At 41.6% G+C, this 12,409-nt stretch carries 13 protein-coding genes and 1 pseudogene; 7 read left to right on the top strand and 7 right to left on the bottom strand.

Annotated features, from left to right (window positions below):
* The first annotated feature begins 14 nt into the window (after positions 1-14).
* A complete protein-coding gene (locus ALE3EI_RS07295) occupies positions 15-839 on the top strand; it encodes a UbiA prenyltransferase family protein (RefSeq protein ID WP_186987632.1) in 825 nt (274 codons plus the stop codon).
* On the opposite strand, the gene ALE3EI_RS07300 is transcribed toward ALE3EI_RS07295, so the two are convergent.
* From ALE3EI_RS07300 to ALE3EI_RS07320, 5 genes are all read right to left on the bottom strand, one after another.
* Positions 816-1,058 (bottom strand): hypothetical protein, encoded by a 243-nt coding sequence (locus tag ALE3EI_RS07300; RefSeq protein WP_186987633.1) that lies wholly within the window; start codon positions 1,056-1,058, stop codon positions 816-818. The two genes, ALE3EI_RS07295 and ALE3EI_RS07300, sit on opposite strands and share 24 nt — an antisense overlap.
* A gap of 3 nt (positions 1,059-1,061) precedes the next feature.
* Positions 1,062-1,613 carry a sigma-70 family RNA polymerase sigma factor gene (locus ALE3EI_RS07305; RefSeq protein ID WP_186987634.1) on the bottom strand — a complete coding sequence of 184 codons (552 nt, stop codon included), beginning with the start codon at positions 1,611-1,613 and terminating at the stop codon, positions 1,062-1,064.
* Positions 1,614-1,676: 63 nt separating this feature from the next.
* On the bottom strand, positions 1,677-3,704 hold the full coding sequence (locus ALE3EI_RS07310; protein WP_186987635.1) for a M3 family metallopeptidase: 2,028 nt from the start codon (positions 3,702-3,704) through the stop codon (positions 1,677-1,679).
* A 76-nt stretch (positions 3,705-3,780) separates the two neighbouring features.
* Entirely contained in the window at positions 3,781-4,269 is a 489-nt protein-coding gene (gene purE, locus ALE3EI_RS07315; protein WP_186987636.1) for a 5-(carboxyamino)imidazole ribonucleotide mutase, read from the bottom strand.
* A 6-nt stretch (positions 4,270-4,275) separates the two neighbouring features.
* Entirely contained in the window at positions 4,276-5,433 is a 1,158-nt protein-coding gene (locus ALE3EI_RS07320) for a 5-(carboxyamino)imidazole ribonucleotide synthase (protein WP_186987637.1), read from the bottom strand.
* Between the two features lie 83 nt (positions 5,434-5,516).
* Between ALE3EI_RS07320 and ALE3EI_RS07325 the strand changes: the two are divergent.
* The 5 genes and pseudogenes from ALE3EI_RS07325 to ALE3EI_RS07345 form a co-directional block, all read left to right on the top strand.
* Positions 5,517-6,101, top strand: a pseudogene (locus ALE3EI_RS07325) (adenylate kinase); the annotation flags it as partial.
* Positions 6,102-6,187: 86 nt separating this feature from the next.
* Positions 6,188-7,198: a GTPase ObgE gene (gene obgE / locus ALE3EI_RS07330; RefSeq protein ID WP_186987639.1), complete on the top strand. Its 1,011-nt coding sequence runs from the start codon at positions 6,188-6,190 to the stop codon at positions 7,196-7,198.
* 61 nt (positions 7,199-7,259) lie between these two features.
* On the top strand, positions 7,260-7,781 hold the full coding sequence (locus tag ALE3EI_RS07335) for a DUF4136 domain-containing protein (RefSeq protein WP_186987640.1): 522 nt from the start codon (positions 7,260-7,262) through the stop codon (positions 7,779-7,781).
* 17 nt (positions 7,782-7,798) lie between these two features.
* Positions 7,799-8,755: a tetratricopeptide repeat protein gene (locus ALE3EI_RS07340; RefSeq protein WP_186987641.1), complete on the top strand. Its 957-nt coding sequence runs from the start codon at positions 7,799-7,801 to the stop codon at positions 8,753-8,755.
* 141 nt (positions 8,756-8,896) lie between these two features.
* Positions 8,897-10,255 carry a UDP-N-acetylmuramate--L-alanine ligase gene (locus ALE3EI_RS07345; protein ID WP_186987642.1) on the top strand — a complete coding sequence of 453 codons (1,359 nt, stop codon included), beginning with the start codon at positions 8,897-8,899 and terminating at the stop codon, positions 10,253-10,255.
* A gap of 259 nt (positions 10,256-10,514) precedes the next feature.
* Here ALE3EI_RS07345 and ALE3EI_RS07350 read toward each other — a convergent pair whose 3' ends face one another.
* Complete coding sequence (locus ALE3EI_RS07350) at positions 10,515-11,111, bottom strand: FMN-binding negative transcriptional regulator (RefSeq protein ID WP_186987643.1); 597 nt, start codon at positions 11,109-11,111, stop codon at positions 10,515-10,517.
* Between the two features lie 17 nt (positions 11,112-11,128).
* The gene (locus tag ALE3EI_RS07355; RefSeq protein ID WP_186987644.1) at positions 11,129-11,572 is read right to left on the bottom strand and encodes a DUF1569 domain-containing protein; all 444 of its coding nucleotides are present in this window, start codon (positions 11,570-11,572) and stop codon (positions 11,129-11,131) included.
* Positions 11,573-11,704: 132 nt separating this feature from the next.
* On the opposite strand from ALE3EI_RS07355, the gene radC reads away from it, so the two are divergent.
* Complete coding sequence (radC, locus tag ALE3EI_RS07360; protein WP_186987645.1) at positions 11,705-12,403, top strand: RadC family protein; 699 nt, start codon at positions 11,705-11,707, stop codon at positions 12,401-12,403.
* Positions 12,404-12,409 lie beyond the last annotated feature (6 nt).

Genomic DNA, 12,409 nt, shown 5'->3' on the forward strand with positions numbered 1-12,409 from the left:
GCTATTTTTGTTTTGTGGATCTTCTAAATCGTGTTTTCAGGTTTTACATTAACAGCAGCATACATGTTAGCTTAGCGGTTTGTGCTTTAGTTGCTTTGAGTGTGTTAGAGTATTCCATAAGCGTTTCCTTCTATTTTTGGGGTTTTGTTTTTTTTGGAAGCATTTCGGGATATAATTTTGTGAAATATGCCGAAGTCGCCGGACTCCATCATCGTAGTCTGGCGCAGTCATTAAAGACCATTCAGATATTTTCTTTCTTCTGTTTCGCAGTCTTGCTTTATTGTGTGTTTCATGTCAATTTAAAGGTGCTTTTTGCAAGCGGAATTTTGGGGCTCTTTACCTTGTGCTATGCCGTTCCGGTTTTGAAAGGAAAGAGCTTTAGGACGATCAACGGACTAAAGATATACATCGTCGCCTTGGTTTGGGCCGGGGTAACAGTAATATTGCCGCTCATTGCTTCAGAAGAGAATCTTCATTCAGATCATTGGATCTCCTTTGTTCAACGAGCGATGATCGTTCTCGTTCTCACTTTACCTTTCGAAATACGCGATCTTAAATATGATGTGAAGTCACTGGGGACTATTCCGCAGAAATTGGGAATTTTAAATACAAAGATACTTGGAACAGCAATTCTAGTGAGTACACTCATACTTGAAATAGTAAAGACTGAAAGAGAATTCTCATATACAGGAAGCCTGTTTTTTTTGGGAGTATTGTTGGTAGGAGCATTATGGGCTAGCAGAAAGGAGCAATCAACTTATTTTGCTTCGTTTTGGGTAGAAGGGATTCCGTTAGTGTGGCTGGGAGTCTACTGTTTACTGAGACAATTCTTGTTGTAGGCGCTTTTTGATAGCTTCTTTATTTTCCTTCGGAAGTGTTTTGAGATCTGCCGACTTAATTGCACTGCTTAGTTTGCCATTTCGAATGGAGTGCTCTCGGCATAGACGACACATAAACTGATGTATTTTCATCAGCAACTTTTGCCACCTACTTGCTTCTTCATATTGAGCTTTATCACAAACTTGAGCGGCTTCACCGCAATTAATCATAATTTTCATAAACTAAAACCAGTTTTTTTCAAGGCATTCCGCCATAGCTGTTCTCGCTCTGTGGATGATTACCCAAAGGTTAGACGGTGTGATATTAAATTCATTACATATGGTTTCTGTATCGAATCCATCAATGGTCTTCATCTTAAAAATTGCAGCCTGTTTTTCACTTAACCCTTCCATACATTCCAAGATTGCCAGCCCTAACTCTTCATTAACCATAGTGTCTTCGGCTGTTTTATCGAAAGGATCACTTACCCGTTCCTCCAGCCAATCTCCCTCTGCATCTTCACTCGTATAAGTCATTCTCACTTCGGCCTTTCCTTTGTTGGAGTTTATCTTACGATAATGATCTATGATCTTGCGTTTCAGAATGGAGATAAGCCAGGTGCGTTCAGATGCTTCCCCCTTAAAGTTCTTCTTGGATTTTAATCCGGCCAGAAAAGTTTCAGAAATAAGATCCTGAGCCACAACGTGATCGTTTACCCGAACAATGGTGTAATTGTAAAGGTAATCTGAGTAACGATCTACCCAAACTTCAGGATTTAAAATATTCTCGGCCATTAGAGATATGTCTATTTATATCAAAAATAGGAAAGATCATCAAAGAAATTCACTTAAAACCAATTATTTAATTGTTAGAAGTCCGGCGCGTTTTAACAAAGCATCGGGATTCGGTTTTTTGCCTCGGAATTTCACATAAAGCTCCATGGGATCCTCCGTTCCTCCTTTCGATAATACAAACTCTTTAAAAGCTTTTGCCACTTTTTTGCTGAATATACCTTCTTCCTTGAAATATTCAAAAGCATCTGCATCCAGTACTTCTGCCCATTTGTAACTGTAATAGCCTGCCGAATAACCTCCCTGAAAGATATGAGAAAAAGCCGTGCTCATACAGGTTTCTTTGGTATCCGGATACAATTGAGTTGCCTTGAACGACTTTGTTTCGAAAGCTTTTACGTCTTTTATTTCGGATGGATCCGATCCGTGCCACGCCATATCCAACATACCGAAACTTACCTGCCGTAGGGTCTTCATTCCCTCATGGAATGTGGCCGATGCCTTGATCTTTTCTAAGTACTTCATCGGAATTACCTCCCCGGTTTCAAAATGTGTGGCAAACATTTCCAGAGCCTCCGTTTCGTAACACCAGTTTTCCAGAATCTGACTCGGTAACTCAACAAAGTCCCAGTACACATTAGTTCCCGAAAGACCCGAATAAGTAGTATCTGCAAGCATTCCATGTAAAGCATGACCAAACTCATGAAACAAAGTCGTTACTTCATTAAAGGTTAGAAGGGATGGTTTCGTGGTAGTAGGTTTCGAAAAGTTGCACACGATCGAAACATGAGGACGCTCGTTGATGCCATTCTTTTTCTGTTGGGGTTTATAGCTGGTCATCCAGGCACCTCCTCGTTTTCCGGGACGCGGATGGAAATCGGCATAGAATATGGAAACCGAATTACCTTCATTGTCTGTGACTTCGTATGTCTTAACATCCTTATGATATTTCTCTATATGTGTCACTTCTTTAAAACGTAGTCCGTATAATTTTGAAGCCACCGTAAATACTCCCCGAATCACATTTTCAAGCTTAAAATAAGGCTTCAACTTTTCGTCATCCAGATCAAACAGTTTTTGCTTTAATTTTTCAGCATAATAAGAACCATCCCACTTTTGGAGCGTCTCTATTCCGTCGATATCGCGGGCAAATTCCTGCAATTCGGCAAATTCCTTTTTGGCAGCCGGTAATGCTTTTTCTAAGAGCTCTTTCAAAAAAGCCTGGACCTTTTGAGGCGATTCGGCCATGCGCTCTTCCAATACAAAATGAGCATGTGAGGAGTACCCTAAAAGCTTAGCGCGCTTATGTCTTAGATTTACAATCTCCAAAACATTTTGAGTGTTGTTAAATTTGTTCTCATTGAATGCTCGTGCACCAAAAGCCAATGTCATTTTTTTGCGTAGTTCCCTGTTATCAGCATATGTTACAAACGGGACATAACTGGGGTAGTCTAATGTGAATACCCAGCCTTCCATTTGTTTTTCTTCGGCGACCTGCGCAGCTGCTTCTACAATGCTTTCGGGTAGCCCGGAAAGATCCCGTTTATCGGTAATTTGAAGGCTGAAATTATTAGTTTCGGCCAAAACATTTTCACCAAAAGTAAGTTTCAGTCTGGCGAGATCCGCGTCTATCGTTCGAAGAGTTTCTTTATCTTTTTCAGAAAGATTGGCGCCGTTACGGGAAAATCCTTTGTACTGCTTTTCGAGCAGCATGGATTGTTCTGTTGTAAGATTCAGGCTATCTCTATTATCGAACACAGCCTTTACTCTTTCAAAAAGAGGCTTATTCAGTAAAAGATCATTTTGAAAGTTAGTAAGCAGTGGTGATATCTCCTGAGCAATTTTCTGAATTTCGTCATTGGTTTCGGCACTGTTCAGGTTAAAAAAGATGCCACTTACTATGTTCAGTTGCTCACCCGTTCGTTCCAGAGCTTCTACCGTATTCTGAAATGAAGGCTTCTCATTATTTTTTGTAATGGTATCAATTTCGGACTTTGTCTGCTCAATTAATTCAGTTATTGCAGGGAGAAAATGTTCATTTTTTATTTTTGAAAATGGGGCAACATCAAACTTCTCTAAAAGGGGGTTGTTCATAGCAAAATATAGGATATTAAGTAGTTGAGGTGCTCATTAGTTATAGGCACATTGAATAATCGGACTTATTTTAGGACTATTTATTTTTCAATTCTCTCGCGCCGGACTCCACTTTCATTTTTAATCCTTCTTTATAGGCAACGATCTTATCCAATACACATTTGTCTGAACTGCCAATTATTTGAGCCGCAAGGATACCGGCATTCTTGGCGCCGTTAAGCGCAACGGTTGCAACTGGAACACCGCCGGGCATCTGAAGTATAGAAAGTACAGAATCCCATCCATCGATCGAATTACTAGATTTTACAGGTACCCCAATTACGGGTAACGGAGATAAGGAGGCGATCATTCCGGGAAGGTGCGCGGCCCCTCCTGCCCCGGCAATGATCACTGAGATCCCGCGGGTATGGGCATTTTTTCCATAATCGAAAAGTTTATCGGGTGTGCGGTGAGCCGAAACAATATCCAACTCCACTTCAATGTCGAAACCCTTTAGAATATCAACGGCTTCCTGCATGACCGGCAGATCGCTGGTGCTTCCCATAATTACTGCTACTTTGCTCATATTGTTTTATTTGCTTATCACTTTAATCGTTTTCTTGACCTGTTCGGCGATCCTTCTTGCTTCATTCAAATCTTTGTGAACTATGGTCACATGACCCATCTTTCGGAAAGGACGGGTTTGCTTTTTTCCATAGATATGGGGAGTAACTCCCTCCATAGCAAGAATCTTGTCAATATTTTCATAATGAACATTTCCGGTATGCCCTTGAGCACCTACCAGATTCACCATAATTCCACCCACCTTGCTGTCTGTATTTCCCAGAGGTAGATCCAATATAGCTCTTATGTGTTGTTCAAATTGATTGGTAAAACTGGCCTCTATACTGTAATGGCCGCTGTTATGAGGCCTGGGGGCAACTTCATTTACAAGGATCTCATCATCCTCGGTTTGAAATAGCTCTACCGCAAGTAATCCCACATGTTTAAAAGCTTCTGAAACTCTAGTCGCAATATCACGTGCCTTGGCAGCTACCGTATCATCAATTCGTGCCGGGCAGATCACGTATTCTACCTGATTGGCCTCAGGGTGAAATTCCATTTCCACTACTGGATAGGTAGTTACCTCTCCACTCACATTTCGAGCAACGATCACGGCAAGCTCATTCTTAAACGGAATAAGCTTCTCGGCAATACAGGCCGTATCTGCCAGTGGAATAATATCTTCGGCATCTCTAATAATACTTACACCCTTACCGTCATAGCCTCCAGTACAGCTTTTCCAAACAAAGGGGTAGTGCAGCTCTTTTCGAACAATCGCTTCATTAAGCTTGTTTTTGTTTTCGAAAACTATAAAGGGAGAAGTTGGGATTCGGTTCGCCTTGTAAAATGACTTTTGTCTGCCCTTATCTTGAATGTTTCGCAGGGTTTCGGAAGATGGATATACTTTTTTTCCCTCCAATTCGAGTTTTTCCAAGGCATCCACATTTACATTTTCTATCTCGAAGGTGAGTATATCTACCTGTTTTCCGAAGGAATACACCGTGTTAAAATCCATAAGATCACCCTGTTCAAAATAGTCGCAGGCCAGTCGGGACGGTGCTTCCGCACTTGGATCCACAACATGGGTTCTAATGTCGAACTTGCGGGTATCATACAATAACATTTTGCCTAATTGACCCCCGCCAAGTATTCCCAGAGTGAAATTTGAAGAAAAATAATTAGCCATTGCACAAAGGTACAATCTTCTTTGCAATTGTTATCTTTGCACCTTTATTTATGTGGCGATTTTTACAATCCTTATTTACAAAGAAGACGAATAACATGAAGAACATCGTATTGTTCGGTCCTCCGGGTGCCGGTAAAGGTACTCAGGCCGAAGTTTTAAAAGAAAAATACAATCTGGTGCATATTTCTACGGGAGATGTGTTCCGATATAACATAAAAAACAAAACAGAATTAGGCACCCTGGCAAAGTCGTATATGGACAAAGGACATCTGGTTCCCGATGAGGTTACCATCGATATGCTGAATGCCGAAGTTGATAAGAATTCTGCTGCTAACGGATTTATTTTCGATGGTTTCCCGCGTACCGCTGCCCAGGCAGAAGCATTGGAAGAATTAATGAATAAAAAGAATTCACAGATCAATGCCATGGTAGCTTTGGAAGTGGAAGATGAAATCTTGGTAGGTCGCCTTTTGGAACGTGGTAAGTCCAGCGGAAGAGCCGACGATGCAAACGAAGAAGTGATTCGCGAACGAATCGCAGAATACTATCGTAAAACCGATGTGCTAAAGGAATTTTATATGGCGCAGGGAAAATATCACGGAGTAGACGGCGTGGGTTCGATCGAAGAGATCACCGGGCGTTTGAGCAAGGTAATTGACAACATATAAACCGAAAAATGTAAAATTTAAAAGTGAGAAGTTTTTAAAATGAAACTTTTGACTTTTGACTTTTGACTTTTTTATTTAACATTTTTATGACAGAAGGAAATTTTGTAGACTACGTTAAGATCCATGTGTCCTCCGGAAAAGGAGGCAAGGGGAGTGCACACCTTAGACGGGAAAAATACATTCCCAAAGGTGGTCCCGATGGTGGTGATGGGGGTCGTGGAGGTCATATTATTCTCAAGGCGAACAGCAACCTTTGGACCTTGTACCATCTTAAATTTAAACGACACTTTAAGGCCGGACACGGAGGTGCAGGAGGAAAACAAACCAGTACCGGTGCCGATGGGGAGGATGTTTATATTGAAGTTCCCTTAGGGACAGTGATACGTGACAGTAAAACAAAAAACATCATAGTCGAATTGACCGAAGACGGTGAAGAACATATCATCGCCAAAGGAGGTAAGGGTGGTTTAGGGAATGATCACTTTAAAAGTGCTACCCGACAAACCCCGCGCTACGCACAACCGGGGCTGGATGGGGAAGAGGTTGACATCACCCTCGAATTAAAAATACTGGCCGATGTGGGTCTGGTTGGATTTCCCAATGCCGGAAAATCTACACTATTGTCTGTGATCACAGCCGCAAAACCCAAAATTGCCGACTACGAATTCACTACCTTAAAACCCAACCTGGGGATCGTAAAATACCGGGACTACCAAACCTTTGTTATGGCCGATATCCCCGGGATCATTGAAGGAGCTGCCGAAGGTAAGGGACTGGGGCACTATTTTTTACGACATATAGAACGAAACTCAACTCTGCTGTTTCTAATACCGGCCGATGCTCCCGACATAAGAAAGCAATACGACATTCTCTTGGACGAGCTTCGCCGTTACAACCCCGAAATGCTGGATAAGGACCGCCTGGTGGCCATCTCCAAAAGTGATATGCTCGATGCCGAACTGAAGGCCGAAATGAAAGCACAACTCGATAAAGAGTTTAAAGGAATTCCGTATCTATTCTTCTCATCGGTGGCACAACAAGGTTTAATGGAGCTTAAGGACACGCTTTGGGCGATGCTGAACGACCAAAAGGAATAATTTTAACCCTTTGTTAAAACCCTACGGCCCGTTTTTTGCGTACTTTTATTAAAAAGCTAAAATGAAATCCGTCATCCTTGTACTCGTCTGTATCTTTCTCACCGCCTGCGGTGCTGCAGTGAATGTCGATTATGACAACAAAACAAATTTTTCCCAATACACTACTTATAATTTTTACCCTGATATAGATTCCGGACTCAACGAACTGGATGATAAACGTATTATGCAGGCCGTGGACAGTTTGTTTGCGCAACGCGGATTTCAAAAAAGTGACTCCCCGCAATTCTTAGTAAATTTCTTTGCCAGAGAGGTCATATCTAATTCTCGAAATACCATCGGTATTGGCATAGGCAGCGGAGGGGGCAATGTGGGAGTAGGAGTGAGTGGCGGAATTCCCATTGGGGGCAGAGTCATAGATCAGACACTAACAGTCGATTTCGTGGATGCTGCGAATGATGCGTTGTTCTGGCAGGCAATAGCCGAAGGAGATTATAAGGAAAAAGCAACCCCCGATCAGAAGGCTTCCTTTTACTATGCCATCCTTGAGAAGATTTTCAAAAAATACCCACCACAATCCAAATAATCCCCTATATCGTTTTTATGAGAAAACTACTTTTTCTATTTCTGTTTGGTCCATTCCTGCTCGTTGCTCAAAATACATTCGATAGGGGCGAAGCCTATTTTAAAGCAGAACGGTTCAATGATGCCAAGCCCATGTTTGAGTATTATCTGAAAGAACATCCCAACCACCTTAAAACCACCGAATATCTTGGAGATATCGCCGGACATAAGAAAGACTGGGATACGGCTATGGAATATTATAAAACGCTGGTGGATAGCGACGAAAATAATGCCAATTATCATTTTAAATATGGCGGTGCAATGGGTATGAAGGCACTCGAAATAAGTAAACTAAGAGCCGTCACCTATATTGGGGATATCAAATATCATTTCGAAAAAGCGGCCAAACTTGACCCTAACCATATCGAAGTGCGATGGGCATTGGTCGAATTCTACATTCAGCTGCCCGGGATCATAGGTGGTAGCGAGCGCAAGGCACTGGATTATGCCAACGAATTGTCTAAGATCTCGCCCGTCGATGGATATTTGGCTAAAGGCTATATCGCCGAATACAACGACCGTTCAAACGACGCCGAACGTTATTATAGACAGGCTATAAACGTGGGAGGTTCTCCACATACCTACGACAAACTTTCAAATTTGTACGAGAAAAATAATCAGCCGCAGAAAGCGATCAACACCAACGCCCAATCGCTTAAGGTCCATAAGCGCAATCAGCTTAACTACCAAATAGGGAAGATATCGGCTCAATACGATCTCGACGCACAATTAGGGATCGATTGTCTGCAAACTTATATTAAAAATCACTCCGCAAAAGATGGTGTGCCTAAAGACTGGGCCTATTTTCGTCTTGCACAGATCTACAAGAATCTGGGAAATAAACAGGAGGCCCTTAGCTGGATCAATAAGGCACTTTCCAGCCGCCCTTCCTTTGAAGAAGCGAAGAAGGAAAAGAAGATCATCGAAGCGCTCTAATTTTTATTTTTGGGCAATCCCGCTTCCGCGACCGCGAAAGCGGTCGGGTTATTGGCTGTAGTTTTACTGCGTAAAAGCTACTTGCCGCTACCCCTATTGCGGGTTAAAATCCGTATCTTTATCCAAACATTTTACCTCTCTATGCGCGTACATTTTATTGCCATTGGCGGTAGTGCAATGCACAATCTTGCGTTAGCCCTACATAAAAAAGGAGATATCGTAACCGGAAGTGATGATGAGATATTCGATCCTTCAAAAAGCCGTCTAAAAGCCAAAAATTTACTCCCCGAAACCTATGGTTGGTTTCCAGAAAAGATCACACCGCAACTTGATGCCGTTATCCTGGGAATGCACGCCAAAGCCGATAATCCCGAACTGCTTAAAGCCAAAGAGCTCAACCTCAAGATCTATAGTTATCCCGAATTCCTTTTCGAGCAGTCGAAAAATAAAACCAGGGTCGTTATAGGTGGGTCACACGGGAAAACCACCATCACTTCCATGATACTTCACGTGATGCATTATCACGAGAAGGAGGTAGACTATATGGTTGGCGCCCAACTTGAAGGTTTCGATACCATGGTTCATCTTACTCCCGATAATGATTTTATTGTATTGGAAGGGGACGAATACCTGTCGTCACCCATAGACCGCAGACCCAAATTCCACTTGTATAAGCCCAACATCGCACTGCTTAGCGGTATCGCCTGGGATCACATAAACGTTTTTCCTACGTTCGACAATTATGTAGAACAGTTCCGCATTTTTCTCACTGAGATCGTCAACGGAGGTGCAATAATCTACAACAGCGAGGATGAGATAGTAAAACAGATCGTAGAGCAGTCTACAAATCAGATAAAAAAATATCCTTATCAGACGCCTCACTATGTAGTCGAAAACGGTGAAACCCTTCTCGACACTCCCGAAGGCTCCATGCCTATCGAAGTTTTTGGAAAACACAACCTCAACAACCTCGAAGGTGCCCGTTGGGTGTGTCAGTTAATGGGGGTAGATGCTACCCACTTCTACGACGCGATCGCGACATTCACGGGAGCTAGTAAGCGCCTGGAGAAAATTGCTGAAACACCAAACACAATAGCCTATAAGGATTTCGCTCATTCTCCCAGCAAGGTAAAAGCAACAACTCAGGCGGTAAAGAATCAATATCCCGATAGTAAGCTCATCGCCTGCCTCGAATTACATACCTACAGCAGTCTCAACCCCGAATTCATAAAAGAGTATAACGGAGCTCTGGATGCTGCAGATGTTGCCGTGGTTTTTTATTCTCCCCATGCCGTAATGATAAAACAACTGGAAGAAATAAAAGCCGAACAAATAGAAACTGCATTTCAGCGAAAGGATCTCACGGTTTTTACGAATCCTGCCGACTTTAAAACCTATTTATACACACATGATTATGACAATACGACCTTGTTATTAATGAGCAGTGGAAATTACGGTGGTCTCGATTTTGACGAGGTGAAGGAATTTATACGTCGATAGTAATAATTCTGTATTAAAAAACGATAATAAGCTTACCTTAAGCTAATCCTGCCCTTTTATCATTCATTTACAGAAGATGGGAATCCCTTTTGTTTCGGACTGGGAATATTTTGGTTTGCACGGATGTGCTTTCAATTTTTCGGATACTCTTCCACACTTTGGAGAGGTAAAAGATTTGAAACAGGTATGCACATTATGTTTTCGGCATTTTGGGTCTACTTAAGTCTTATATTTTTTGGCATATTCTTTTCATAAATCCCTACGAATAAATCTTTTCGATAAAGGAATGTAATGATGAATGTGTATTTTCAATAAGTGCGTGCTTTGCATTTAATTGATCCTGTTCAATCTTATCCTGAGATAACTTAAATTTCCCTTCCCAGTTCGTGACAGAGATTTCAAACGCCTGTATATAATTTACAAAGCGATTCATGGCCTCGTTCTCTTTTTTCAGTATAAAACCGGGACTCGAACCTTCAAGAAATTCGGTCATGGTGATCATGGTGTCTTTTGCAGCTTCCGCATCATTAATTAATCGAATTGTTCCCGTAATATGAACAATGATATAGTTCCACGTAGGTAACTGTCTGGTAGTATACACCGCTGGCGAGATATAGGTATCCGGCCCTTTAAAGACCACAGTTACTTCAGCACCATCTTTTAATGTAGCCACTTGAGGATTTGCTTTATCGATATGAGCAACAAGTTTTTCTGTTTCAGAATGATAAATAAATGGGATGTGGGTTATAAAGGATTGAGAGTTGTTGGCCGTTACAAGCATTCCCAACGGAAATTTTTTGATCACGGCGATCATCTTATCGATGTCTCTAGTTTGATGATAGGGTGGAGGATACATAGATATTAAAATGGTAATTATATTCCAAACTGCCTAAAATGATGATCCAGATGCTTATACTGCATTTTTCCCCACTGCTCATCTGTAAATTTTCCAAAAGCCGGATGCGTCCCCCAGCCTTCCTTATTTAATTGAGTTCCCAATTCATCCAATAAGGACTCTAGTTTGGTTTTTTCTGTTGTTAAGTCATGCTCTTCGGTGATCTTAAACCGCGGTATGGTGGGTAAGTTCTTTCGCCACAACTTATCACTGTACATGGCGCCTTTAAAAAAGACCTTAGCAAACCAATTCGGTTTTAGATCGAAATTATCGTGTCCCAACATAATTTCTAAGGGGCCCTGGCAATGTTTGGCCATTTGTGCAGCAGTCATTTTCCCCCATTTTCGTTCTGTATTTTCTGAAAGGTTTTGAAGCCGTTTCTTAATTTCTGAATGCGCTTCAGGTTCTAAAAGAGATTTCATAGTTCACACATTATAATTTATCCGAATAAGGTACAAACAATATCTAAGTTTTGGTATATTTATAGGCGGTTTCCATCCTGCATAAGATTCCCGCTAACTCCCGAGAAGCATACTAATCCTTAAAGTTTGCCTATGGGAAGTAATAAAACCGATTTTTCAATAAAGCACTGGAGCGAAAACGACAGACCTCGCGAAAAACTCTTACAAAAGGGAGCATCTGTTCTAAGTAATGCCGAATTGATCGCCATTCTAATTGGCTCTGGCAGTCGGAATGAAAGTGCTGTTTCCCTCAGTAAAAGGATTCTCGCATCGGCTAAAAACAACTTAATAGAGCTGGGAAAGCTTGAAATAGATGCCTTAATGAACTTTAAGGGTATTGGAGAAGCAAAAGCGATTAGCATTGTCGCAGCAATGGAATTAGGGCGTAGGCGAAGAAATGGGACACAGCTAAAAAAGGAAAAGATTACCTCAAGTGTTTCAGTTTTTGAATTAATGCACCCTCATATAGGAGAGCTTCCTCATGAAGAATTCTGGATCGTTTATGTTAATAATTCTAATAAAGTACTTCAAACTAGTCAACTTAGTAAAGGAGGTATAACCGGTACATTGGTAGATGTAAGGTTGGTGTTTAAAACCGCCCTCAGACTGGGTGCGGTAGCTATTATTTTGGTCCATAACCACCCTTCAGGAACACTAAAACCGAGTGAAGCAGATCGAACCCTCACACAAAAGCTGAAAAAAGCTGGAGAAAGTCTGGATATAAAAGTTTTGGATCATCTTATCATTACCGAAAAATCGTACTTTAGCTTTGCAGACGAAAATCTTCTATAACTCCCT

This window comes from Constantimarinum furrinae, from assembly GCF_014295415.1.
Classification (GTDB): domain Bacteria; phylum Bacteroidota; class Bacteroidia; order Flavobacteriales; family Flavobacteriaceae; genus Constantimarinum; species Constantimarinum furrinae.

What these genes read in the sequence shown, in the direction of transcription:
- radC (WP_186987645.1), top strand. Translation starts at nt 11,705, where the DNA reads ATGGGAAGTAATAAAACCGATTTTTCAATAAAGCACTGGAGCGAAAAC.
- ALE3EI_RS07320 (WP_186987637.1), bottom strand. Translation starts at nt 5,433, where the DNA reads ATGGCTAATTATTTTTCTTCAAATTTCACTCTGGGAATACTTGGCGGG.
- ALE3EI_RS07350 (WP_186987643.1), bottom strand. Translation starts at nt 11,111, where the DNA reads ATGTATCCTCCACCCTATCATCAAACTAGAGACATCGATAAGATGATC.
- ALE3EI_RS07305 (WP_186987634.1), bottom strand. Translation starts at nt 1,613, where the DNA reads ATGGCCGAGAATATTTTAAATCCTGAAGTTTGGGTAGATCGTTACTCA.
- obgE (WP_186987639.1), top strand. Translation starts at nt 6,188, where the DNA reads ATGACAGAAGGAAATTTTGTAGACTACGTTAAGATCCATGTGTCCTCC.
- ALE3EI_RS07300 (WP_186987633.1), bottom strand. Translation starts at nt 1,058, where the DNA reads ATGAAAATTATGATTAATTGCGGTGAAGCCGCTCAAGTTTGTGATAAA.
- ALE3EI_RS07310 (WP_186987635.1), bottom strand. Translation starts at nt 3,704, where the DNA reads ATGAACAACCCCCTTTTAGAGAAGTTTGATGTTGCCCCATTTTCAAAA.
- ALE3EI_RS07335 (WP_186987640.1), top strand. Translation starts at nt 7,260, where the DNA reads ATGAAATCCGTCATCCTTGTACTCGTCTGTATCTTTCTCACCGCCTGC.
- ALE3EI_RS07340 (WP_186987641.1), top strand. Translation starts at nt 7,799, where the DNA reads ATGAGAAAACTACTTTTTCTATTTCTGTTTGGTCCATTCCTGCTCGTT.
- ALE3EI_RS07345 (WP_186987642.1), top strand. Translation starts at nt 8,897, where the DNA reads ATGCGCGTACATTTTATTGCCATTGGCGGTAGTGCAATGCACAATCTT.
- ALE3EI_RS07355 (WP_186987644.1), bottom strand. Translation starts at nt 11,572, where the DNA reads ATGAAATCTCTTTTAGAACCTGAAGCGCATTCAGAAATTAAGAAACGG.
- purE (WP_186987636.1), bottom strand. Translation starts at nt 4,269, where the DNA reads ATGAGCAAAGTAGCAGTAATTATGGGAAGCACCAGCGATCTGCCGGTC.